Raw genomic sequence first — 22,907 nt, forward strand, 5'->3', positions numbered from 1 at the left:
GTTACTCCACACTCTCGGGAGCGGCGATTTGCTGCTCGATGACCTGCTTCTCTACCTCATCGGCTGGCTTGACCTCCGGCTTGACCCACCATGTAGTGGTGCCGATGTCATAGGTCGGCGTGACTTTCGGGTGGCCGATGTGGTTCCAGTAGGCCACGCGCCAGGTCTTGATGTGCCAGTTGGGAATTACGTAATAGCCCCATTGCAGGACCCGGTCCAACGCCCGGGCATGGGCCACCAGGCTCTTGCGCGAGTCAGCGTTGATCAACTGTTCCACCAGTTGGTCCACGGCAGGGTCCTTGAGGCCCATGGTGTTGCGGCTGCCGGGTTTGTCCGCAGCGGCCGACATCCAGAATTCGCGCTGCTCGTTTCCTGGCGAGCTGGATTGCGGAAAGCTGCCCACCACCATATCGAAGTCCCGCGAGCGCACGCGGGTGATGTATTGCGACACGTCGACGCGGCGGATCACCAGTTCGATGCCCAGGTCACTCAGGTTGCGTTTGAACGGCAGCAGGATCCGTTCGAATTCGGTCTGGGCCAGCAGGAACTCCAGCACCACCGGCTTACCTTGGGCATCGACCATCTTGTCATCGACGATGCGCCAGCCGGCTTCCTGCAACAGCTGATAGGCCTTGCGTTGCTGGTCGCGGATCATGCCGCTGCCGTCGCAGACCGAAGGTTGGAAGGCTTCGGTGAAGACTTGCTCGGGAATCTTGCCGCGCAAGGGTTCGAGAATCTTCAGCTCGTCTTCGCCGGGCAACCCGGTGGCGGCCATTTCCGAATTCTCGAAATAGCTGCGGGTGCGGGCGTAGGCACCGTTGAACAATTGCTTGTTGGTCCATTCGAAGTCCAACAGCAGGCTCAGGGCCTGGCGCACCCGTACATCCTGGAACACCGGGCGGCGCAGGTTGAAGATGAAGCCTTGCATGCCCGTAGGGTTGCCGTTGGGAATCTGTTCCTTGATCAGGCGGCCTTCGGTCACGGCGGGGATGTTGTAGGCGTTGGCCCAGTTCTTCGCGGTCATTTCCAGCCAGTAATCGAACTGTCCGGCCTTGAGGGCTTCCACCGCCACGGTGTTGTCGCGGTAATAGTCGGTGGTCAATACGTCGAAGTTATAGAAACCGCGGTTCACCGGCAGGTCCTTGCCCCAATAATCCTTCACCCGCTCATAGCGGATCGAACGTCCGGCCTTTACTTCGGTGACCTTGTAGGGCCCGCTGCCCAGGGGAATTTCCAGGTTGCCCTTGCTGAAATCGCGGCTGGCCCACCAATGCTTGGGCAATACCGGCAGTTGGCCGAGGATCAGCGGCAGTTCACGGTTATGGGTGTGCTTGAACTTGAACAGAACCTTGAGTGGGTCTTCGGCGATGACCTCGGCCACATCGTTGTAATAGCCGCGGAACATCGGCGCGCCATCCTTGGTCAGGGTCTCGAAGCTGAACACGACATCTTCGGCGCGCATGGGGTGGCCGTCGTTGAAGCGCGCTTCGGGGCGCAGGTAAAAGCGCACCCAGCCGTTGTCCGGCGCTTTCTCGATTTTTTCCGCGACCAGACCGTATTCGGTGAAGGGCTCATCCAGGCCTTGCTTGGCCAAGGTGTCGTAGATCAGGCCGATGTCATCGGCAGGTACGCCTTTGCTGATGAATGGGTTGAGGCTGTCGAAGCTGCCAAAGCCACCCTGACGGAATATTCCGCCCTTGGGGGCATCGGGGTTCACGTAGTCGAAATGCTTGAAATTGGCCGGGTACTTTGGTGGCTCGTTGTACAAGGTCACGGCGTGCTGCGGCGCGGCGCAGGCCAGCCCGGCGAATAACAAACTGCCGGCCTGCAGAAGCAGGGCGCGTAGAGGCTTCATTGATCTTTCTCCGAAGATTTCAGCCACCACGCGCTCAGGCCCAGGGTGTAGGGCGGCGTGGTGACAAAGGCGAACCGGTTGCGATACGCCAGGCGATGGTAATTGATATACCAGTTGGGAATGCAGTAATGCTGCCACAGCAGGACCCGGTCCAGGGCCTTGCCGGCGGCGACTTGTTCGTCGCGGGTCTGGGCGGAGAGCAGTTTTTCCAGCAGATGGTCAACCACCGGATTGGCGATCCCTGCGTAGTTCTTGCTGCCCTTGATCCCGACCTGGCTGGAGTGGAAATACTGCCATTGTTCAAGGCCCGGGCTGAGGGTCTGGCCCAGGGTCAGCAAAATCATGTCGAAGTCGAACTGGTCCAATCGCTGCTTGTACTGGGCACGATCCACTGTGCGCACTCGGGCCTGGATGCCAATGCTGGCCAGGTTTTCGACGTAGGGCTGCAGGATGCGCTCCAGGTTCGGGTTGACCAGCAGGATCTCGAAGCGCAGGGGTTGGCCGTCGGCGTTGAGCAGGTGCTGGCCGTTGAGGGTCCAGCCGGCTTCCTTCAGCAGGCCAAGGGCCCTGCGCAGGGTTTCCCGGGGAATGCCGCGCCCGTCGGTTTGGGGCAGGCTGAAGGGCTCGGTCAGTAATCGAGGGGGCAGTTGTTCACGGTAAGGTTTGAGCAACAGCCACTCGTGGCCGACGGGCAGGCCAGTGGCGGAGAATTCGCTGTTGGGGTAATAGCTGAGGGTTCGTTTGTACGCGCCGCTGAACAGGGTGCGGTTGGTCCATTCGAAATCGAACATCAACCCCAGGGCTTCTCGGACCTTGACCTCGCCGAAGGTGGCGCGCCGGGTGTTCATGAACAGGCCCTGGGTCTGGGTCGGAATCTGGTGAGGAATCTGCGCCTTGATCACATCGCCACGGTTCACCGCCGGAAAGTTGTACCCGTTGGCCCAGTTCTTGGCCTGGTGCTCGATGTAGATGTCAAACTCACCGGCCTTGAAGGCTTCGAAGGCGACGCCGCTGTCTCGGTAGAAATCCACTTCCATTCGATCGACGTTGTACTTGCCACGATTGACCGGCAGATCCTTGCCCCAGTAGTCCTTGACTCGCTCGAACACCAATTGGCGACCTGGCTGCACTTTGGTGATGCGATAAGGCCCGCTGCCCAACGGCGGCTCGAAGGTGGTCGCCTTGAAATCGCGGTCTTTCCAATAATGCTGCGGCAACACCGGCAGCTCACCCAGGCGCAGGATCAGCAGCGGATTGCCCGAGCGCTTGAACACGAAGCGGATTTTCAGCGGGTTGAGGACATCCACCCGCAGCACTTCCTGCAAATTGGTCCGGTATTGCGGATGGCCATCTTTGAGCAGCGTTCGGTAGGAAAACGCTACGTCATAGGCAGTGATCGGCACGCCATCATGAAAGCGCGCTTCGGGCCGCAGGTTGAACACCACCCAGCTGCGGTCCTCGCTGTACTCCACCGACTGGGCGATCAAGCCGTAACTCGACGTCGGCTCATCCCCTGAGGGCGCATATTGGCCAGTGCCTACCATGAGCGGTTCGTTCAGCTCATTGATGCCGTATTGCAGGAAGTTCGGCGTGGAAACCGGGCTGCTGCCCTTGAATGTATAGGGATTGAGGGTATCGAAGGTGCCAAACGCCATGATCCGCAAGGTGCCGCCCTTGGGCGCTTGCGGGTTGACCCAGTCGAAGTGGGTGAACCGGGCCGGGTATTTCAGCGTGCCGAACTGCGCATAGCCATGGCTTTCGCTGATGGTAGCGTCGACGGCAGGGCTCGATGCCAGGCTGATCAGGAGCAGGAGGAGGGGGCGTATCAAGTCTGGGATCCGATCCAGGCGGCTTGGGCATTTATGGCCTGTACAGTAACAGCTTGTATGGGCGGGAAAAAGGCGGTGGGCCAAAGCCTCTCAGATTAGGCGAAGCCGGGGCAAGAATGCATTCGAGGCGAGGGAGCAAGCTTCCTCGCCACGAATGCTGCTCGGGCACAGCCCTTCAGCCATCGATAAGCTTAGTGCGGGGAATAGACCGTCAACATCTGCCCAGGCTTGAGCGCCTTGCCCATGCGCGGGTTCCAGCGCTTGAGGTGCTGCATTTCGACATTGAAGCGCTTGGCGACGACGTACAGCGAGTCACCCTGCTTGACCTTGTATTGGGTCTGCTTCTTTTGTTCCTTGCCCTTGGCGGCCACGACGGTGTTGATGCGCTTGCCGCGGGCCTTGGTGGCCTTGACGTCCTGCATCACCAACGTTTGACCGACCTTGAGCTTGTTGCCGCTGAGCTTGTTCCAGCGCTGCAAGTCCTTGGTCTGGACCTTGTTGGCCTTGGCGATCTGGGCCAGATTGTCGCCGCGCTTGACGCGGTAGGTGCGCCTTGCGCCTTCCACTTCGCTGTCATCGGCGGTCTCGAAGACTGGCTTGAGCGAGCGAGGGCTGATCAGTTCTTCCGGGCGCATGGTCGACAGGCTGGCGGTCAGCAGTTGCGCCTTGGAGGTCGGCACCAGCAGGTGCTGCGGGCCGTCGATGGTGGTGCGCTGCTTGAAGGCCGGGTTGAGCTGGAACAGCTCGTCCTCGTCGATGTTCGCCACCGCCGCGACCTTCGACAGGTCCATGCGCTGGTTGATCTCGACGACCTGGAAGTACGGCTCGTTGGCGATCGGGTTGAGGTTCACGCCATAGGCGTCCGGAGCCAACACGACCTGGGACAGCGCGAGCAGCTTGGGCACGTAGGCCTGTGTTTCGCTGGGCAGCGGCAGGTTCCAGTAGTCGGTGGGCAGGCCAAGCTTCTCGTTGCGCTCGATGGCGCGGCTGACCGTGCCTTCACCAGCGTTATAGGCCGCCAGTGCCAGCAACCAGTCACCGTTGAACATGTCGTGCAGGCGCGTCAGGTAGTCCATCGCGGCGGTGGTGGACGCGGTAATGTCACGACGGCCGTCGTAGAAGCGGGTCTGGCGCAGGTTGAAATAACGCCCGGTGGAAGGGATGAATTGCCACAGTCCCACTGCATTGGCCCGGGAATAGGCCATGGGGTTGTAGGCGCTTTCGATCACCGGCAACAGCGCCAGCTCCAGCGGCATGTTGCGTTCTTCAAGACGCTCGACGATGTAGTGGATATATAAGCTGCCACGCTCGCCGGCATTTTCCAGGAATGAAGGGTTGCTGGCGAACCACAAACGCTGCTGCTCGATGCGCGGGTTGACGCCGGCGGTTTCCTGGAGCTGGAAGCCCTGGCGCATGCGTTCCCACACATCCTGGGGCACCTGGGGGGTAGGCTTTTCCGTGAGCCACACAGGTTTTTGCTTGGCCCGCGCGGCGACATTCGGCTTATGCGCAGCATCGCTCTGTGGCACCTGGCCGGTGCTCTGACAGCCCGCCAGCGTGGCGGACACTGCCACCGCGATGGCCTGGGCCAAGCGGGTCAGTGTGTCTGACTGGACGGACCTGCGAATAGATGACGACATTGGCTGGAAGTAAGTTCCGGGCAAAAATGTCGGCCGATTCTAGGAAGCGCACCCCAGCAGGTCAACCATTCAGAATTTTTGTATCAATCGGTAGCTGCCTTAGAACTTATCTTTCCAGGCCCTCAAGGCCGCAAAAACCTCACTCGCCGTCTGGTTGGGTTGACCGTTCCGTTCGTCTGCTTTTTGTTTAACGGATGTTTCAGCGGTGCGCAAAAACGGATTGGTGAGTTTTTCCAGAGCCAGGGTCGAGGGCAGGGTGATGATGCCCTGGTTGCGCTGCTGGGTGACTTTCTCCAGGCGGGCGGCAACGTCTGGGTTGGACGGCTCGACCGCGGCGGCGAATTTCAGATTGCTCAAGGTGTATTCATGGGTGCAGTAGACAAGCGTATCTTCAGGGAGCGCGGCGAGGCGGCCCAGGGAGTGGTGCATCTGTTCGGGCGTGCCCTCGAAAAGCCGTCCGCAACCGGCGGCGAACAGCGTGTCGCCACAGAACAGCAGGCCACGGTGGTAGTAGGCGATATGCCCCAATGTGTGCCCGGGAACCGCATAAACATCGAAGTCCAGGCCCAGCACATTGACTTTCGCGTGGTCGTTAAGGGCGATGTCTCGCGCCGGGATGTTTTCGCTGGCCGGGCCGTAGACGGTGGCGCCGGTCGCGCTTTTCAGCGCGGCGACACCGCCGACATGATCGTGGTGATGGTGGGTGACCAGGATGTCGCTCAAGACCCAGTCGGGACGAGCCTCAAGCCACCCCTGCACTGGCGCAGCGTCGCCTGGATCGACCACGGCGCAAGTCTGCGTCGAGTGATCTTGTAACAACCAAATGTAGTTATCGTTAAACGCGGGCAGGGCAGTGATCTGTATCATCGTCGAATTCGCCAAGCTCAAAACAAAGGCGCATCTTAGAACTTCCTGACGCGTTGGAGAATGCAATGACCGATGAAGCGTTCGCTCAGGCCGATCCTGACTGGCTGGCATTGATCAGCTCTGCCCGTGAGTGGCTGTCCGGCCCTGTCGGGCAATTTCTGCTGGAAGAAGAACGGCGCATGCTCGAAGACGAGTTGGGCCGGTTCTTTGGCGGCTATCTGGTGCATTACGGTCCTTCGGCGCAAACGCCACCGTCGGCGCCTCAGGTCCAGCGCAACGTGCGCTTGGGGGCGCCGTTGCCGGGCGTCGAGATCGTTTGCGAGGAGCAGGCCTGGCCCTTGAGCGAGCATGCCGCCGATGTGGTGGTGATGCAGCACGGCCTGGATTTCTGCCTGTCGCCCCATGGGCTGTTGCGCGAAGCCGCCAGCAGCGTGCGGCCCGGTGGGCATCTGTTGATCATCGGCATCAACCCCTGGAGCAGTTGGGGATTGCGCCATGTATTCGCCAGCGATGCGCTGCGCCAGGCCCGTTGCATTTCGGCCTCGCGGGTCGGCGACTGGCTCAACCTGCTGGGTTTCGCGCTGGAGAAACGCCGCTTCGGGTGCTATCGTCCGCCGCTTGCGTCGCCCAAGTGGCAGGCCCGATTGGCTGGCTGGGAGCGCAAGGCGGGTGACTGGCAATTGTCGGGTGGCGGCTTCTATTTATTGGTGGCGCGCAAGATCGCGGTCGGGCTGCGCCCGGTGCGTCAGGCGCGACGCGAGCCGATGGGCAAGCTGATTCCCTTGCCGATGGCCAAGGTCAACCGTCGCCACATCGAGCCGTAATCCCTTTATCGATGGTTCTGGCCGTATCCGGCTCCGGGCGCTGATCGGCCCTGGGCGGCGGCCTTTTGTTTTTGGATTGATTGGCATGAGCGATAGCGTGGAACTCTTCACTGATGGCGCCTGCAAGGGCAACCCTGGCCCGGGTGGCTGGGGTGCATTGCTGGTGTGCAAGGGCGTGGAAAAGGAGCTCTGGGGCGGCGAAGCCAATACCACCAACAACCGCATGGAGCTGATGGGCGCCATTCGGGGGTTGGAAGAGCTCAAGCGTCCGTGCGACGTGCTGCTGGTGACCGACTCGCAGTATGTAATGAAAGGCATCAACGAGTGGATGGCGAATTGGAAGAAGCGCGGCTGGAAGACGGCGGCGAAAGAACCGGTCAAGAACGCCGACCTCTGGAAATTGCTGGACGAGCAGGTCAACCGCCACAACGTCACCTGGAAATGGGTACGTGGCCACATTGGTCACCACGGAAACGAACGGGCCGACCAGTTGGCCAATCGAGGAGTGGATGAGGTGCGCGGCTACAAGCAGTCCTGATCCGGCCGGATCTGATTTTTGGCAAATGGAAATAATCGTGGCGAGGGAGCTTGCTCCCGCTGGACCGGTCCGGCGCCTCGGGCGAAGCAGGCCCCTTTCGGCGGTCGCTGCGCAACCTAGCGGGAGCAAGCTCCCTCGCCACAAAAACGGTCCCAGGCTAATCCCACTTCATAGCATGGTAAGATCCGCGCTTTTGCAAGACTGCCCGTTGAGAATTGAACACTGATGGCCAACAGATCTGTAGTACTGGATACCGAAACCACCGGCATGCCGGTGACCGACGGTCACCGGATTATTGAAATCGGCTGTGTCGAGCTGATGGGTCGGCGCCTGACCGGCCGTCATTTCCACGTTTACCTGCAACCGGACCGCGAAAGTGACGAGGGTGCCATTGGCGTGCACGGCATCACCAATGAATTTTTGGTGGGCAAGCCGCGTTTCGCCGAAGTGGCCGATGAATTCTTCGAGTTCATCCAGGGCGCCCAGCTGATCATTCATAACGCGGCGTTCGACGTCGGGTTCATCAACAATGAATTCGCCCTGTTGGGCCAGCACGACCGCGCCGATATCACCCAGCACTGCACCATTCTCGACACGTTGATGATGGCCCGGGAACGGCATCCGGGGCAGCGCAACAGTCTTGACGCCTTGTGCAAGCGCTACGGCGTCGACAACTCCGGCCGTGAGCTGCACGGCGCCTTGCTCGACTCCGAAATCCTTGCCGACGTCTACCTGACCATGACCGGCGGGCAGACCAGCCTGTCCCTGGCCGGTAACGCCTCGGACGGCAACGGTACCGGCGAAGGGTCGGGCAACCAGGCGACCGAAATCCGTCGCTTGCCTGCGGACCGCAAGCCGGCCCGGATCATCCGCGCCAGCGAAAGCGACCTGGCCGAACATGCCGCGCGTCTGGAAGCGATCGCCAAGTCCGCGGGCGCCCCGGCATTGTGGACGCAGCTGGCTGAGGCGCAGGCCGCCGCGAATTGATCCGGATCCACGGTTCATACCGATCATTTCTCGCGACAATCGCCAGTACCTTCTAACCTGAAGCAAGGCAGGCCATGGATACCCGCTTGATGTGTGAAGATTCAAGAGGCAAGGGCAATGGATGGCACTGTGCCGTTGATTGCCTCAAGGAATGAGGACCTTTCCCTGTATGCAACCGGTCAAGAATCCCAAGCATCCCGGCCTCTCGGTACGCGTCGTCGACGACGGCTTTGCCGTGTATGTCTGGGGCAGTGATTTCAGTTTTGACGTCAGCGCCTACGGTACGCCGCAGATCGGCCGGCCGGTGAGCCAATGGCCTGTGACGCCGATCGTTCCCTACCGCAAGTGCTACGGTATCGATCCTGAAGAATTCGCCAGTTTCCGGGATGCCCCCGACAGCGAAATCTTCATGGCCTACCTGGACGACCAGCCAGTGGGTCACCTGGTGATCAGCACCAACTGGAATGGCTATGCCCATATCGATGAGTTGGCGGTGCATGCCCCGGCGCGCCGGCATGGGGTGGCCAAGGCACTGTTGGACGTGGCCCAGTTCTGGAGCCGCAAGAAAAAACTGCCGGGCATCATGTTGGAAACCCAGAACAATAACCTGGGTGCCTGCCGTCTCTACGAACGTTGCGGCTACGTGCTCGGCGGGATCGATCATTTGCGATATCGCGGCATCGATCGGCATACCGCCGAGGTGGCGCTGTTCTGGTACCGGTTGTTCGACGATCCGCTGGGCATGACGATCAGTGGTTCAGCAACGCCTCGGCTTGTTCCGTAATTCGTTCCAGCAGCGCTTGGACCGTCGGCGAGGGCTGCACACCGTTCAGGCTCAGTGCGTAAAGGCAGATCGGAACGGCTGGTGACACCGGGCAGATATCCAGCCCGCTGCCCTTGGCGCCCGAGGCGGTGAATGGATCGACGATGGCGAGGCCTTCGCCGGCTTCGACCATCGCGCGCATCATCTGGTGCGTCTGCACACGAATCTGGATCACCGGTGCGGGGCGCAGCGCCGCGAGCTTGTGGTCGAATGCCGGGCTCAGCGGGTCATGACCATCAAGCCCCACCAGCGACTGGCCCGCCAAGTCCTGTATTGAAATGTATTTCTGCCGAGGTTGCAGCCAGCCGTGGGGCGCCAGCAATTGCAGTTTGCCTTGGGCGATTGTCTGGCAGTGGATGTCCGGGTGTTCCGGATCGTGCAGGCTCAGGCCCAAGTCGCTTTCACGCAGCAACAGGCTCTTGACGATTTCGAGGGTTGGTTCGCTGAGCAGGGTGCAAGGCGCATCCGGATGGCGCCGACGCAGGGCGGCGATGCCCAGGGGCAGCAACTGTTGCGCCAGCGGCGGGGTGCAGATGATGCGCAGGGGCGGCGCCTGATGATGTTTCAAGCTGCTGGCCAGCCGCTGTATTGGCTCGAGGGTGTCGTAAAGCTGCGTAATGCCTTCGCGCAACTCCAGGGTTTCGCGGGTGGCCTGCAATCGTCCGCGAACGCTGGCAAACAGCATGAAACCGAGCTGGGCTTCTGCATCGCGCAGGATCGACTCGACTTCGGCCACCGGCAATTGCAGCCATTCGGCCGCGGTTGCGAGGTGGCCGGTCTGCAGCAGCGCCTGGATCACTTCGATGTGGCGTAAACGCATGCAAGAAGTCCGTTTTAGGCAGGTAAGCCATTGGGAGGCTGAATCCTAACCCAATTACGGGTGCGACTTCTGCTCAAGAAACCGGGTTACAGCGCTATTTGCGGTTCGGGTTCGCGGATCAGTTCGATGCCGGACTGCACCAGGAGAAATTTCTCCTCATCCAACTTGCTGACTCGATCGCCAATGGCCAGCTTATAGGTGATGACATCCTTGCCAATGCCGTCCTGGGACGGGTCTGATTCTTGGAATTCATGCACAGAATAGACGCGTCCTTCAGCGTCCCGCGCATGAAACTGTCCGACAAGTACTGTTGCCATTGCTTAGAACCTCTGGAAATAGATCACTCGATTTGCGGTTCTGTAGACCTTTGCCGAGCGCGGTAAGTTTTCCTACAAGAAAAAAATAGTCCGTGCGGCAGGTTTTCGACGCTCCATTGGTCCAATTGTCGTGCCGATCATCTATAACTACAGGCTTCCTATGAGCCGACAATCGAGAACCTCTGATGAGTAATGTCTACAACGTTTCCGTTTTGGTGGGCAGCCTGCGCAAGGCGTCGATCAACCGCAAGATTGCGCTGGCGTTGGCGGAGCTGGCGCCAACCAACCTCAAGCTGAATATCGTCGAGATAGGCGAACTGCCGCTGTACAACGAAGACATTGACGTGACACCGCCCCAAGCCTACGCCAGGTTTCGCGAGCAAGTAGGCGCCGCCGACGCGCTGCTGTTCGTAACCCCGGAATACAACCGCTCGGTGCCGGCCCCTCTGAAAAACGCCATCGACGTTGGCTCGCGCCCTTACGGCCAGAGTTGCCTGAGTGGCAAGCCAGGCGCGGTGATCAGCGCTTCACCTGGTGCGATGGGTGGTTTCGGCGCCAACCATCATCTGCGCCAATCCCTGGTGTTTCTCGATGTGCCCTGCATGCAACAACCGGAAGCCTACCTGAGTGGCGCGGGGACCGCGTTCGACGAAGCGGGCAACCTCTCGGATTCGGTCAGGCCGTTTTTGCAGAGGTTCATCGATAGCTATAGCAAGTGGGTCGAGCAGCACAAGAAACTTTGATCTGTGTTGACGGTGCCGGCGTTGGTTGTGCGGTTGTCCCTTAGATGGCGTCGGCCTCAATCGCAAGCAAGCTCGCTCCCACAGGAAACTGCATTCCAAATGTGGGGGCGAGCCTGCTCGCGATGGTGCCCAGAAGGGCATTTCAAATGCTTAGCCGTTGCCCGGCACATCCGGCCAAAGATCCGCCACCAGGAACGCCCGCTCGGCTTCTTCCCATTCGCCCTCGGCATTTTCCGTCAGGCGCACCATCAGTTGTGCCGGCGCCATGGGGTCGAGTGCGGTTCGCCAGGCGTCCAGTTGCGCGACAGTCCAGACCTGGTCCGGCGGATAATGGGCCGGGGCCAGCCAGGCGGCGCGGGGCAGGGGCTGCCAGCGGCCTGGAGGCCGTTGGCCGATGAACTCGGGCCAATCACGTTGATGCAGCCAACGGCCGCGCAAATGCCTGGGGTGCGCGCCGCTCGGTGGTTCGGCCTGGCCGGGCCAGGGGTAGAGCAGATATCCGCCGAGCCATAGGTGTGGGCGAAACGATTCGATGCCCAGCGCAGCCAGGGCCTGGCGACTTTCCGGGCGGGCTGAAATCGGCAGTTGGTGCTCGCGCAGGTGCGCCAGCTTGCGGTCGAGACGGTCATGGCAGCCGGGGCCGAGCCATTGCGCAGTGTCGTGGCCGTTGCCCTGTTGCGGGCCCAGGTACAGCTTGATCGCCAGTTCCAGGTGGTGCACGCCTTCGCCATCGCGCAGCAGCAGGTCCAGTTCCCCCAGCGTATGGCCTTCGCGACGGATCGGCAGGTTCGCCGCGATCAGTTCGATGCCCGGCGCGTGTTGCACGGCAAACTGCCACAGCCTTTCGTAATACAGGCCCAGGCGCCGCGTCCGACCTTGGGACAGGCATTGCAGCAGCGGGTAGCTGTCGCGGTCCAGCTGGCGAAGCCAATGCTCCAATCGATGGGGTTGCTGCACCCAGTCGCTGCCCGCCAGCGGGTGACGCTGGGGCCAAGGGGTGTCGATGAGCATCGGTGGGGCGACGATCACCCACGCCAGATCCCGCACTTCGGGATGGCGCAGGCGGCGGGGCAGGTCCAGCAACTCAGGGAACAGGATCATCTTGCGAGCATAGCCGTTGCGCTGGAGGCTTAAAGAATTTTGTCTACGGAGCGCTTTCGCCCATAATCGTATTTTTCGCCCGTCGCAGACCCCGCAGGAGCCTCATGGAGCAATTTCGCAATATCGGCATCATCGGTCGCCTGGGCAGTTCACAGGTGCTGGACACCGTTCGCCGTCTCAAACGCTTCCTCCTGGAGCGGCACCTGCATGTGATCCTCGAAGACACCATCGCCGAAGTGCTGCCGGGCCACGGCCTGCAGACATCGTCGCGCAAGATGCTCGGCGAAGTCTGCGACATGGTCATCGTCGTCGGCGGCGACGGCAGCCTGCTGGGCGCCGCCCGGGCCTTGGCGCGGCACAACATTCCGGTACTGGGCATCAACCGTGGCAGCCTTGGCTTCCTCACCGATATCCGCCCGGACGAGCTGGAAATCAAGGTTGCCGAGGTACTGGACGGCCATTATCTGGTGGAGAACCGCTTCCTGCTGCAAGCCGAGGTCCGTCGTCACGCCGAGGCCATCGGCCAAGGCGATGCCCTCAACGACGTGGTGCTGCACCCCGGCAAGTCCACCCGCATGATCGAATTCGAGCTGTACATCGATGGCCAATTCGTCTGCAGCCAGAAGGCCGACGGCCTGATCGTCGCGACGCCCACCGGTTCCACCGCCTATGCGCTGTCGGCGGGCGGGCCGATCATGCATCCCAAGCTCGACGCTATTGTGATTGTGCCCATGTACCCCCATACCTTGTCTGGGCGACCCATCGTGGTCGATGGCAACAGTGAACTGAAAATCGTCGTGTCCAAGGATATGCAGATCTACCCGCAAGTATCATGCGACGGCCAGAACCATTTCACCTGCGCGCCAGGTGACACCATCACCGTCAGCAAAAAGGCCCAGAAGCTGCGCCTGATCCACCCGTTGGATCACAACTACTACGAAGTCTGCCGGACCAAGCTCGGCTGGGGCAGTCGTCTGGGGGGTGGAGGCGACTGATGCTCGATCCCGCGCGCAGTTACGACCTGATCGGCGACGTGCACGGATGCGCCTTGACCCTGGAACACCTGCTTGACCGGCTCGGTTACCACAAGCAGGGCGGGGTCTGGCGGCATCCGTCGCGCATGGCTGTGTTCCTCGGAGATATCATCGACCGTGGCCCGCGTATTCGCGAGGCGCTGCACATCGTCCACGACATGGTGCAGGCCGGCCAGGCGCTGTGCATCATGGGCAACCACGAATTCAATGCGCTGGGTTGGAGCACGCCGGCACTGCCGGGCAGCGGCCAGCGCTACGTGCGTGAGCACACGCCGCGCCATGCCCGCCTGCTCAACGAGACGCTGAGCCAGTTCGAGCAGCACCCTGGCGAGTGGCGCGATTTCCTCAAATGGTTCTATGAGCTGCCGTTGTTTGTCGATGCCGGCCGTTTCCGGGTCGTGCACGCTTGCTGGGATGCCGGCCTCATCGAACCCTTGCGTGGCCTGTTTCCGAATGGCTGCGTCGACGAGCATTTTCTCCAGGCGTCGGCCGAATCCGGCAGTTTCGCCTGTACGGTCTTCGACCGCCTGCTGCGGGGCACCGACATGCGCCTGCCCCATGGCATGACCCTGACGGGTGGCGATGGCCTGACGCGGGCATTCTTCCGCACCAAGTTCTGGGAAGACAACCCGCAGACCTACGGCGACATCGTGTTCCAGCCTGATGCATTGCCAGAACCTGTGGCCCGCACGCCATTGTCCCCGGATGAAAAAAACAACCTGCTGCGTTATGGCGTCGATCAGCCGATGTTGTTCGTCGGCCATTATTGGCGCAGCGGCAAGCCTGCGCCGATCCGCTCGAACCTGGCGTGCCTGGACTACAGCGCGGTGCTCTATGGCAAGCTCGTTGCGTATCGCCTCGACCAGGAAACCCGCCTGGATCCGCACAAGTTCGTCTGGGTCGATGTTGAGCGACCGGAGGTGGTGCAATGAGCGTCGTCGCGGTCCTGCGCCTGCCCCTGGCGGTAGACCTCAGCGGTTTCGTCAAACTGCTGCAACGCATGCAGGTCCCCCATCGCGTCAGTGAAGAGGCGGGTGAGCAGGTGCTCTGGGTGCCGAACGAGATCAGCGAAGACGTGCGCTCGTTGTATGCGCGATTCCCTGCTGGCGATCCCGAGCAACAGCTGGAACTGCCGGACAAGGGCAGCACTTCCCGGCGAACCGGGTTCGTGCAACAGCTGACCCGCAGTCCGGTGACGGCCCTGGTATTGCTGCTGAGCCTGATCGTCAGCGCGGTGACCCTGCTGGGGGACAATCTTGAAACCTTGCGCTGGCTGACCTTCCTCCAGTTTCGCATCGTCGGCGAGTACATCCAGTTCACACCGCTGGCCGATAGCCTGGCGGCGGGGCAGTGGTGGCGCCTGGTGACGCCGATGCTGATTCACTTCGGCTTCCTGCACATCGCCATGAATGGCATGTGGTATTGGGAGCTGGGGCGGCGGATCGAAGCGCGCCAGGGCGGCATCAACCTGTTGGGGCTGACGCTGCTGTTCAGCCTTGTCTCCAATTTCGCCCAGTACTTTTTCAGCGGCCCGACGCTGTTTGGCGGGTTATCGGGAGTGTTGTACGGCCTGCTGGGGCATTGCTGGATCTACCAACTGCTCGCACCGAACCCGGCCTATCATTTGCCCCGAGGGGTGCTGGTGATGATGCTGGTGTGGTTGCTGCTGTGCCTGTCCGGGCTGGTTTCGCTGATCGGTTTCGGCGAGATCGCCAACGCGGCCCATGTCGGTGGGCTGCTCGTCGGCTGCTTCACCGGGCTGTTGGGCGGGCTGTTCGCTCGCCGTAAAATGTCTCTTTGACAGGCGCCTGTGTCTTTTGAAAATGCGCGATTGCGCGGAGAATCCATGTCTTCCTTCAACGAAATGATCCAGAACATCACCCCCGACATCTATCGCAGCCTGAAGTTGGCCGTGGAGATCGGTAAATGGGCCGATGGCAACAAGCTCACCGCCGAGCAGCGCGAGCTGTCGCTGCAGGCGATGATCGCCTGGGAAATCCAGAACCTGCCCGAGGAAGAGCGCACCGGCTACATGGGCCCGCAGGAATGCCAGTCCAAAGCCATCGAAGTGCCCAATATCCTGTTCAAGTCGGATGCCATCCATTGATCGAGATTGGCCGCGGTGCAATCAGCAAGATGTCGGCGCGCCTTGACGGGCCGACTGTTCAATATGCCTTTCGCCTGGGTGACGTCGAGGTGCCGGTCAATCCGTTGATCGGCAGCACGATTCGCCTGCAATACCTTGGTGCGATCCACTGCACCCATTGCGGACGCCGGACCAAGACCAGTTTCAGCCAGGGTTATTGCTACCCTTGCATGACCAAGCTGGCCCAGTGCGACCTGTGCATCATGAGCCCCGAGCGCTGCCATTTCGACGCGGGCACCTGCCGCGACCCAGGGTGGGGCGAGCAGTTCTGCATGACCGATCACGTGGTCTACCTCGCCAATTCGTCGGGCGTGAAAGTCGGCATCACCCGCGCCACGCAGTTGCCGACCCGCTGGCTCGACCAGGGTGCGAGCCAGGCGCTGCCGATCCTGCGGGTCGCCACCCGCCAGCAGTCGGGGTTCGTCGAGGACCTGTTCCGCAGCCAGGTGGCGGACAAGACCAACTGGCGCGCCTTGCTCAAGGGCGACGCGGCGGCTGTGGACTTGCCCGCCATCCGCGATTCCCTCTTCGAAAGCTGCGCCCCGGGCTTGCAGGGCCTTCAGGAACGATTCGGCTTGCAGGCGATCCAGACCATAGCGGACGTCGATCCCATCGAGATCCGTTACCCGGTGGAGCAATACCCGGCCAAGATCGTCAGCTTCAACCTGGACAAGGACCCGATCGCCGAGGGCACGCTGTTGGGAATCAAGGGCCAATACCTGATTTTCGACACCGGCGTGATCAATATTCGTAAATACACGGCTTACCAGCTCGCCGTGCATCAGTAGAAGGATTCGACCCATGCGCACCGAACAACCGAAGATGATCTACCTCAAGGACTATCAGGCCCCCGAGTACCTGATCGACGAAACACACCTGACCTTCGAGTTGTTCGAGGACCACAGCCTGGTCCATGCGCAACTGGTGATGCGCCGCAACCCCGAGCGCGGTGCCGGACTGCCGCCGCTGGTGCTCGATGGCCAGCAGTTGGAATTGCTGTCGATCAAGCTCGACGACGCCGACCTGGGGCAGGGCGACTACCAGCTCGATGACAGCCACCTGACCTTGCAGCCCAAGGCCCAGGCGTTCACGGTCGATACCACTGTGCGGATCCATCCGGAAACCAATACAGCGCTGGAAGGCCTCTATAAATCCGGCAGTATGTTTTGCACCCAGTGCGAGGCCGAGGGGTTCCGCAAGATCACTTACTACCTCGACCGCCCTGATGTGATGAGCAAGTTCACCACCACGGTGGTGGCTGAGCAGCACAGCTATCCGGTGCTGCTGTCCAACGGCAACCCGATCGCCAGCGGCCCCGGCGAAGACGGTCGGCACTGGGCGACCTGGGAAGATCCGTTCAAAAAACCCGCCTACCTGTTTGCACTGGTGGCCGGTGACCTGTGGTGCGTCGAAGACACGTTCACCACCATGACCGACCGCACCGTGGCGCTGCGCATCTACGTCGAGCCAGAAAACATCGACAAATGCCAGCACGCCATGACCAGCTTGAAGAAGTCGATGCGCTGGGACGAAGAGGTGTACGGTCGCGAATACGACCTCGACATTTTCATGATTGTCGCGGTCAACGACTTCAACATGGGCGCCATGGAAAACAAGGGCCTCAATATCTTCAACTCCAGCGCCGTGCTGGCCCGTGCCGAAACCGCCACCGACGCCGCGCACCAGCGGGTCGAGGCGATCGTTGCCCACGAATATTTCCATAACTGGTCGGGCAACCGCGTGACCTGCCGCGACTGGTTCCAGTTGTCGCTCAAGGAAGGCTTCACGGTGTTCCGCGACGCCGGCTTCTCGGCGGACATGAACTCGGCCACCGTCAAGCGTATCCAGGACGTGGCGTACCTGCGTACCCACCAGTTTGCCGAGGACGCGGGGCCAATGGCCCACCCGGTGCGCCCGGACAGCTTCATCGAGATCTCCAACTTCTATACCCTGACCGTGTACGAAAAGGGCTCGGAAGTGGTCGGCATGATCCACACCCTGCTGGGGGCCGAAGGCTTCCGCAAGGGCAGCGACCTGTATTTCGAGCGTCACGACGGCCAGGCCGTAACCTGCGACGATTTCATCAAGGCCATGGAAGATGCCAACGGTGTCGACCTGAGCCAGTTCAAGCGCTGGTATAGCCAGGCCGGTACCCCACGGCTGGTGGTGAGCGAGTCCTACGACGCAGCGGCCAAGACCTACAGCCTGACCTTCCGCCAGAGCTGCCCGCCAACCCCGGACAAAGCGGAAAAACTGCCGTTCGTGATTCCCGTCGAGTTGGGCCTGTTGGACAGCCAGGGCGGTGAAATGCCCCTACGCCTGAACGGCGAAGCGGCGGCCAGCGGCACGACCCGGGTGATCTCGGTGACCGAAGCCGAGCAGACCTTCACCTTCGTCGATATCGCCGAGAAGCCTCTGCCTTCGTTGCTGCGCGGTTTCTCCGCACCGGTGAAACTGAGCTTCCCATACGACCGCGACCAACTGATGTTCCTGATGCAGCACGACAGCGATGGCTTCAACCGCTGGGATGCCGGCCAGCAGTTGTCGGTGCAGGTGTTGCAGGAACTGATCGGCCAGCACCAGCGGGGCGAGAGCCTGGTGCTGGATCCACGGCTGGTCAGCGCATTGCGCACCGTGCTGTCGGATGAATCGCTGGATCAGGCGATGGTCGCGGAAATGCTCTCGCTGCCAAGCGAAGCCTACCTGACCGAAATCAGCGAAATCGCCGACGTCGAGGCGATCCACGTCGCCCGCGAGTTTGCCCGCCGGCAATTGGCGCAGGACCTGTTCGAAGCCTTATGGCTGCGCTATGAGGCCAATCGCGACCTGTCCCGGCGCACGCCTTACGTGGCCGAGGCTGAACACTTCGCCCGTCGCGCGTTGCAGAACATTGCGCTGTCGTACCTGATGCTGACCGACAAACCGCAAGTGTTGAGCGCGACGCTCGATCAGTTCGACACTGCCGACAACATGACCGAGCGCCTCACGGCGCTGGCGGTGCTGGTCAACTCTCCGTTCGAAACCGAGAAGACTCGCGCCCTGGAAGTGTTCGCGGAAAACTTCAAGGGCAACCCACTGGTCATGGACCAATGGTTCAGCGTACAGGCGGGCAGCCCGTTGCCGGGTGGCCTGGCGCGGGTCAAGGCGCTGATGGAGCACCCTGCGTTCAACATCAAGAATCCGAACAAGGTGCGGGCGTTGATCGGCGCGTTCGCCGGGCAGAACCTGATCAACTTCCACGCCGCCGACGGTTCGGGCTACCGCTTCCTGGCGGATCTGGTCATCCAGCTCAACGGTTTCAACCCGCAGATCGCCTCGCGGCAACTGGCGCCGCTGACCCGGTGGCGCAAATACGACAGTGCCCGCCAGGCACTGATGAAGGCCGAGCTGGAGCGCATCCTGGCGTCTGGCGGGTTGTCGGCCGATGTGTTTGAAGTGGTGAGCAAGAGCCTGGCTTGACTAGGCTTCGCGCTGCCTTTTGTGGCGAGGGAGCTTGCTCCCGCTGGCCTGCGAAGCAGGCCTGCTCTTGATTCGTTTCGCCACTGAAGGCGCGTGAACCAGGAAAAGGGAGTCCTCCGGCCTCCAGCGGGAGCAAGCTCCCTCGCCACAGTCATCATTCTCACGAATATCTTCTGATTCACCCCTTCCCGTTATCCCCATGGTTAACAAAAGATAACGTGGCGTCGATTGTCAGACCTTTCGAAAGCCCGATAGGATAGGTTCCGCTTGCGAGTGGCTCTAGATTGCAGGTTTCAGGGCTATGCTCCAAGCCTGGCAACGTACCAAGCCATAACAATAATAATGGGGGAAAGGTCTATGAATGAGCCTGTCATGGCTGTGGGCCGCTGCCGGCCGCCGATGCTGCGCCGTGTGGCGTTGCTGGCCTCGGCGCTCTCACTGCTGGGCTCCGCCGTCTTGTCGGCACCCGTGCTGGCGGTGGCCGCATCGACATCCGATGTCATCTATTCCGTCGAGTCGGCCAAGGCCAGCAAGACCCTGATGCTTGATGTGGTCCAGGCCGGCCAGCGACTGGTGGCGGTCGGTGACCGTGGCCACATCGTCTATTCCGATGACCAGGGTAAATCCTGGACCCAGGCCAAGGTTCCGACCCGCCAGCTGCTCACTGCGGTGTTCTTCGTGGATGACAAGCATGGCTGGGCCGTAGGACACGACGCGCAGATCCTCGCCAGCGTCGACGGCGGCACCACCTGGACCAAGCAATTCGAAGACCTGCCTCGCGAGGCGCCCTTGCTGGACGTCTGGTTCCAGGACCCCAGCCATGGGTTCGCCGTGGGTGCCTACGGTGCGCTGTACGAGACCAACGATGGCGGCAAGCACTGGGAAGACGCCAGCGACCGCCTCGACAATGAAGATCAATACCACCTCAATGCTGTTACCGCCGTGAAAGATACAGGGCTGTTCATCGTCGGCGAGGCCGGCAGCATGTTCCGTTCCTCCGATTGGGGGCAGACCTGGGAAAAAATCCAAGGCCCTTATGAAGGCTCGCTGTTTGGCGTCGTTGGCACAGCCCAGCCTTCGACCCTGTTGGCCTACGGCCTTCGCGGCAATCTTTATCGTTCCACCGATTTTGGCACGACCTGGGAGCAGGTCGAGCTCAAGGCCGCCCGTGGCGCGCTGGAGTTCGGCTTGTCGGGCGCAACGCTGTTGCCGGACGGCTCGATCGTCATCGTCGGCAACGGTGGCAGCGTGATCCGCAGCACCGACGATGGCGTGACGTTCAGCGTGTTCAACCGTCCGGATCGAATTTCCGTGGCGGCCGTCACGTCGGCGGGCAACGGTAACCTGATCCTGGCGGGACAGGGCGGTGTTCGCGCCACCACGTCCACTGGCGCCGAATTGAGCAAATGAGCCGGACCTGTCAGACGGGCACAATAACAACAAGGCGGACCCCATGAGCAGTCATCACCAAGACAAGGCGACGTTTCTCGAACGCCTGATTTTCAACAACCGCCCGGCAGTGATCGTCATTTGCCTGCTGGTCAGCATCTTCCTTTTCTGGCAGGCGACGCTGATCCGGCCCTCCACCAGTTTCGAAAAAATGATCCCCCTCGAGCATCCTTTCATCGAAAAGATGCTCGAACACCGCAACGATCTGGCGAACCTCGGCAACACGGTGCGGATCTCCGTTGAAGCCACTGACGGCGACATTTTCTCCAAGGAATACATGGAGACCCTGCGCCAGATCCACGATGAAGTGTTCTATATCTCCGGCGTTGACCGCTCCGGGCTCAAGTCGCTGTGGAGCCCGAGCGTGCGCTGGACCGAGGTGACGGAGGAGGGCTTCGCCGGCGGTGAGGTGATTCCCCAGAGCTACGATGGCTCGGCGGACAGCCTCGACTTGTTGCGCAACAACGTGCTCAAGTCCGGCCAGGTCGGACGCCTGGTGGCGAACGATTTCAAATCGAGCATCATCGATATCCCGCTGCTGGAGTCCTACCCGGACCCGCAAGACCAAGGCAAGTTGCTCGCCCTGGATTACCGCAAGTTTTCCCATGAGCTTGAAGACAAGATCCGCAACAAGTTCGAAGCCCAGAACCCCAATGTGCAGATCCATATCGTCGGTTTCGCCAAGAAGGTCGGCGACCTGATCGACGGCCTGGTCATGGTGGTGATGTTCTTTGGCGTGGCCTTCGTGATTACGTTGATCCTCCTGTACTGGTTCACGAACTGCATGCGCAGCACCGTGGCGGTGTTGAGCACCACATTGGTGGCGGTGGTCTGGCAGTTGGGGCTGATGCACGCGGCGGGCTTTGGCCTTGACCCCTATTCGATGCTGGTGCCGTTCCTGATCTTTGCCATCGGCATTTCCCATGGCGTACAGAAAATCAACGGCATCGCCTTGCAGTCCAGCGAAGCGGACAACGCGCTGACGGCTGCCCGGCGTACCTTCCGCCAGTTGTTCCTGCCGGGGATGATCGCGATCCTGGCCGATGCCGTCGGCTTCATTACCTTGTTGATCATCGACATCGGCGTGATTCGCGAACTGGCCATCGGCGCCTCCATCGGTGTGGCGGTGATCGTGTTCACCAACCTGATCCTGTTGCCGGTGGCGATTTCCTATGTAGGCATCAGCAAGCGGGCCGTCGAGCGCAGCAAGAAAGACGCGACCCGCGAGCATCCGTTCTGGCGCCTGCTGTCGAAGTTCGCCAGTGCCAAGGTCGCGCCGGTGTCGATTGCCTTGGCGGTGCTCGCTTTCGGCGGCGGCCTCTGGTACAGCCAGAACCTGAAGATCGGCGACCTGGACCAGGGCGCACCCGAGCTGCGACCGGATTCGCGCTACAACCAAGACAACAATTTCATCATCAGCAACTATTCCACCAGTTCCGATGTGCTGGTGGTGATGGTCAAGACCAAGGCCGAAGGCTGCTCGCGCTATGAAGCCATGGCGCCGATCGACGAGCTGATGTGGAAGATGCAGAACACCGAGGGCGTGCAATCGGCGATTTCCTTGGTGACCGTGTCCAAGCAAATGATCAAGGGCATGAACGAGGGCAACCTGAAATGGGAAACCCTGTCCCGTAACCCCGATGTGCTCAACAGCTCCATTGCTCGGGCCGATGGCTTGTACAACAACAGCTGTTCCCTGGCGCCGGTGCTGGTGTTCCTCAACGACCACAAGGCCGAGACCCTGGACCGCGCGGTGAAGGCGGTGCAGGACTTCGCCAAGGAGAACAACCGCGATGGCCTGGAATTCATCCTGGCCGCCGGTAACGCCGGCATCGAGGCCGCCACCAACGAAGTGATCAAGGAATCGGAGCTGATCATCCTCATCCTGGTTTATATCTGCGTCGCGACGATGTGCATGATCACCTTCCGCTCCTGGGCGGCGACGCTGTGCATCGTCCTGCCGCTGGTGCTGACGTCGGTGTTGGGCAACGCGTTGATGGCCTTCATGGGGATTGGCGTGAAGGTCGCGACCCTGCCGGTGGTGGCCTTGGGTGTAGGGATCGGCGTGGACTACGGCATTTACATCTATAGTCGCCTGGAGAGTTTCCTGCGGGCCGGCCTGCCGTTGCAGGAAGCGTATTACCAGACGCTGAAGTCCACCGGCAAAGCGGTGCTGTTCACCGGGCTGTGCCTGGCGATCGGGGTGTGCACGTGGATCTTCTCGGCCATCAAGTTCCAGGCTGACATGGGCTTGATGCTGACGTTCATGCTGCTGTGGAACATGTTCGGCGCGTTGTGGCTGCTGCCGGCCTTGGCGCGCTTTCTGATCAAGCCGGAAAAACTGGCAGGGCAGAAGGGCAATTCGCTGTTTGCCCATTGACCGATGGCAGTACCTTCAGCACAGCCCAGGTGGCGAATTGATGTAGGAGCGAGCTTGCGAGCGATAGCGGTGTGACAGTCAATGAAGGTGTTGAA

General features: G+C 61.0%; 20 protein-coding genes. 13 read left to right on the forward strand and 7 right to left on the reverse strand.

Features of this window, described 5'->3' with window-relative positions; translation table 11 throughout:
* Position 1: 1 nt before the first annotated feature.
* From M1D68_RS10990 to gloB, 4 genes are all read right to left on the reverse strand, one after another.
* Entirely contained in the window at positions 2 to 1,855 is a 1,854-nt protein-coding gene (locus tag M1D68_RS10990; RefSeq protein ID WP_434611095.1) for an extracellular solute-binding protein, read from the reverse strand.
* Positions 1,852 to 3,681: an extracellular solute-binding protein gene (locus tag M1D68_RS10995; RefSeq protein ID WP_457970703.1), complete on the reverse strand. Its 1,830-nt coding sequence runs from the start codon at positions 3,679 to 3,681 to the stop codon at positions 1,852 to 1,854. The genes M1D68_RS10990 and M1D68_RS10995 overlap by 4 nt, the downstream gene beginning before the upstream one ends.
* Before the next feature lie 194 nt (positions 3,682 to 3,875).
* Entirely contained in the window at positions 3,876 to 5,324 is a 1,449-nt protein-coding gene (locus M1D68_RS11000) for a transglycosylase SLT domain-containing protein (protein ID WP_420766564.1), read from the reverse strand.
* 99 nt (positions 5,325 to 5,423) lie between these two features.
* Positions 5,424 to 6,191, reverse strand: coding sequence for a hydroxyacylglutathione hydrolase (gene gloB / locus M1D68_RS11005; RefSeq protein ID WP_457970339.1), 768 nt, complete (start codon positions 6,189 to 6,191; stop codon positions 5,424 to 5,426).
* Positions 6,192 to 6,256: 65 nt separating this feature from the next.
* Here gloB and M1D68_RS11010 point away from each other — a divergent pair, with 65 nt between their 5' ends.
* The 4 genes from M1D68_RS11010 (at position 6,257) to M1D68_RS11025 (ending at position 9,324) form a co-directional block, all read left to right on the forward strand.
* Entirely contained in the window at positions 6,257 to 7,015 is a 759-nt protein-coding gene (locus tag M1D68_RS11010) for a class I SAM-dependent methyltransferase (RefSeq protein WP_420766562.1), read from the forward strand.
* An 85-nt stretch (positions 7,016 to 7,100) separates the two neighbouring features.
* Complete coding sequence (gene rnhA, locus M1D68_RS11015) at positions 7,101 to 7,553, forward strand: ribonuclease HI (protein WP_420766561.1); 453 nt, start codon at positions 7,101 to 7,103, stop codon at positions 7,551 to 7,553.
* Positions 7,554 to 7,778: 225 nt separating this feature from the next.
* Positions 7,779 to 8,540 carry a DNA polymerase III subunit epsilon gene (dnaQ, locus tag M1D68_RS11020; protein ID WP_420766560.1) on the forward strand — a complete coding sequence of 254 codons (762 nt, stop codon included), beginning with the start codon at positions 7,779 to 7,781 and terminating at the stop codon, positions 8,538 to 8,540.
* Positions 8,541 to 8,709: 169 nt separating this feature from the next.
* A complete protein-coding gene (locus M1D68_RS11025; protein ID WP_420766559.1) occupies positions 8,710 to 9,324 on the forward strand; it encodes a GNAT family N-acetyltransferase in 615 nt (204 codons plus the stop codon).
* On the opposite strand, the gene M1D68_RS11030 is transcribed toward M1D68_RS11025, so the two are convergent.
* Positions 9,290 to 10,183: a LysR substrate-binding domain-containing protein gene (locus M1D68_RS11030; RefSeq protein WP_457970341.1), complete on the reverse strand. Its 894-nt coding sequence runs from the start codon at positions 10,181 to 10,183 to the stop codon at positions 9,290 to 9,292. The genes M1D68_RS11025 and M1D68_RS11030 overlap by 35 nt on opposite strands.
* Before the next feature lie 86 nt (positions 10,184 to 10,269).
* Positions 10,270 to 10,500, reverse strand: a complete 231-nt coding sequence (locus M1D68_RS11035; RefSeq protein ID WP_420766557.1) for a hypothetical protein — start codon at positions 10,498 to 10,500, stop codon at positions 10,270 to 10,272.
* A gap of 185 nt (positions 10,501 to 10,685) precedes the next feature.
* On the opposite strand from M1D68_RS11035, the gene M1D68_RS11040 reads away from it, so the two are divergent.
* Complete coding sequence (locus M1D68_RS11040) at positions 10,686 to 11,243, forward strand: NADPH-dependent FMN reductase (RefSeq protein ID WP_457970343.1); 558 nt, start codon at positions 10,686 to 10,688, stop codon at positions 11,241 to 11,243.
* Between the two features lie 150 nt (positions 11,244 to 11,393).
* Here M1D68_RS11040 and M1D68_RS11045 read toward each other — a convergent pair whose 3' ends face one another.
* Positions 11,394 to 12,344, reverse strand: coding sequence for a DUF1853 family protein (locus M1D68_RS11045; protein WP_457970345.1), 951 nt, complete (start codon positions 12,342 to 12,344; stop codon positions 11,394 to 11,396).
* Between the two features lie 104 nt (positions 12,345 to 12,448).
* Between M1D68_RS11045 and M1D68_RS11050 the strand changes: the two genes are divergently transcribed.
* The 8 genes from M1D68_RS11050 (at position 12,449) to M1D68_RS11085 (ending at position 22,812) form a co-directional block, all read left to right on the forward strand.
* Positions 12,449 to 13,339, forward strand: coding sequence for an NAD(+) kinase (locus M1D68_RS11050; protein ID WP_003180647.1), 891 nt, complete (start codon positions 12,449 to 12,451; stop codon positions 13,337 to 13,339).
* A complete protein-coding gene (locus M1D68_RS11055; RefSeq protein WP_420766633.1) occupies positions 13,336 to 14,310 on the forward strand; it encodes a metallophosphoesterase in 975 nt (324 codons plus the stop codon). Before M1D68_RS11050 ends, M1D68_RS11055 begins: the two co-directional genes overlap by 4 nt.
* Positions 14,307 to 15,179: a rhomboid family intramembrane serine protease gene (locus tag M1D68_RS11060; protein WP_434563737.1), complete on the forward strand. Its 873-nt coding sequence runs from the start codon at positions 14,307 to 14,309 to the stop codon at positions 15,177 to 15,179. Before M1D68_RS11055 ends, M1D68_RS11060 begins: the two co-directional genes overlap by 4 nt.
* 45 nt (positions 15,180 to 15,224) lie before the next feature.
* Complete coding sequence (locus M1D68_RS11065; RefSeq protein ID WP_420766553.1) at positions 15,225 to 15,485, forward strand: YeaC family protein; 261 nt, start codon at positions 15,225 to 15,227, stop codon at positions 15,483 to 15,485.
* Positions 15,482 to 16,312 (forward strand): DUF2797 domain-containing protein, encoded by an 831-nt coding sequence (locus M1D68_RS11070; protein WP_457970347.1) that lies wholly within the window; start codon positions 15,482 to 15,484, stop codon positions 16,310 to 16,312. Before M1D68_RS11065 ends, M1D68_RS11070 begins: the two co-directional genes overlap by 4 nt.
* A 13-nt stretch (positions 16,313 to 16,325) precedes the next feature.
* The gene (gene pepN, locus M1D68_RS11075) at positions 16,326 to 18,983 is read left to right on the forward strand and encodes an aminopeptidase N (protein ID WP_445571702.1); all 2,658 of its coding nucleotides are present in this window, start codon (positions 16,326 to 16,328) and stop codon (positions 18,981 to 18,983) included.
* Between the two features lie 357 nt (positions 18,984 to 19,340).
* Positions 19,341 to 20,393, forward strand: a complete 1,053-nt coding sequence (locus M1D68_RS11080; RefSeq protein ID WP_420766550.1) for a WD40/YVTN/BNR-like repeat-containing protein — start codon at positions 19,341 to 19,343, stop codon at positions 20,391 to 20,393.
* Between the two features lie 43 nt (positions 20,394 to 20,436).
* A complete protein-coding gene (locus tag M1D68_RS11085) occupies positions 20,437 to 22,812 on the forward strand; it encodes an efflux RND transporter permease subunit (RefSeq protein ID WP_434563745.1) in 2,376 nt (791 codons plus the stop codon).
* The last annotated feature ends 95 nt before the right edge of the window (positions 22,813 to 22,907 follow it).

The sequence above is a fragment of the Pseudomonas sp. R4-84 genome (assembly GCF_054130985.1).

Coding starts and splice junctions, on each gene's coding strand:
- M1D68_RS10990 (WP_434611095.1), bottom strand. CDS start 1,855: ATGAAGCCTCTACGCGCCCTGCTTCTGCAGGCCGGCAGTTTGTTATTC.
- M1D68_RS11000 (WP_420766564.1), bottom strand. CDS start 5,324: ATGTCGTCATCTATTCGCAGGTCCGTCCAGTCAGACACACTGACCCGC.
- gloB (WP_457970339.1), bottom strand. CDS start 6,191: ATGATACAGATCACTGCCCTGCCCGCGTTTAACGATAACTACATTTGG.
- M1D68_RS11010 (WP_420766562.1), top strand. CDS start 6,257: ATGACCGATGAAGCGTTCGCTCAGGCCGATCCTGACTGGCTGGCATTG.
- rnhA (WP_420766561.1), top strand. CDS start 7,101: ATGAGCGATAGCGTGGAACTCTTCACTGATGGCGCCTGCAAGGGCAAC.
- dnaQ (WP_420766560.1), top strand. CDS start 7,779: ATGGCCAACAGATCTGTAGTACTGGATACCGAAACCACCGGCATGCCG.
- M1D68_RS11025 (WP_420766559.1), top strand. CDS start 8,710: ATGCAACCGGTCAAGAATCCCAAGCATCCCGGCCTCTCGGTACGCGTC.
- M1D68_RS11030 (WP_457970341.1), bottom strand. CDS start 10,183: ATGCGTTTACGCCACATCGAAGTGATCCAGGCGCTGCTGCAGACCGGC.
- M1D68_RS11035 (WP_420766557.1), bottom strand. CDS start 10,500: ATGGCAACAGTACTTGTCGGACAGTTTCATGCGCGGGACGCTGAAGGA.
- M1D68_RS11040 (WP_457970343.1), top strand. CDS start 10,686: ATGAGTAATGTCTACAACGTTTCCGTTTTGGTGGGCAGCCTGCGCAAG.
- M1D68_RS11045 (WP_457970345.1), bottom strand. CDS start 12,344: ATGATCCTGTTCCCTGAGTTGCTGGACCTGCCCCGCCGCCTGCGCCAT.
- M1D68_RS11050 (WP_003180647.1), top strand. CDS start 12,449: ATGGAGCAATTTCGCAATATCGGCATCATCGGTCGCCTGGGCAGTTCA.
- M1D68_RS11060 (WP_434563737.1), top strand. CDS start 14,307: ATGAGCGTCGTCGCGGTCCTGCGCCTGCCCCTGGCGGTAGACCTCAGC.
- M1D68_RS11065 (WP_420766553.1), top strand. CDS start 15,225: ATGTCTTCCTTCAACGAAATGATCCAGAACATCACCCCCGACATCTAT.
- pepN (WP_445571702.1), top strand. CDS start 16,326: ATGCGCACCGAACAACCGAAGATGATCTACCTCAAGGACTATCAGGCC.
- M1D68_RS11080 (WP_420766550.1), top strand. CDS start 19,341: ATGAATGAGCCTGTCATGGCTGTGGGCCGCTGCCGGCCGCCGATGCTG.
- M1D68_RS11085 (WP_434563745.1), top strand. CDS start 20,437: ATGAGCAGTCATCACCAAGACAAGGCGACGTTTCTCGAACGCCTGATT.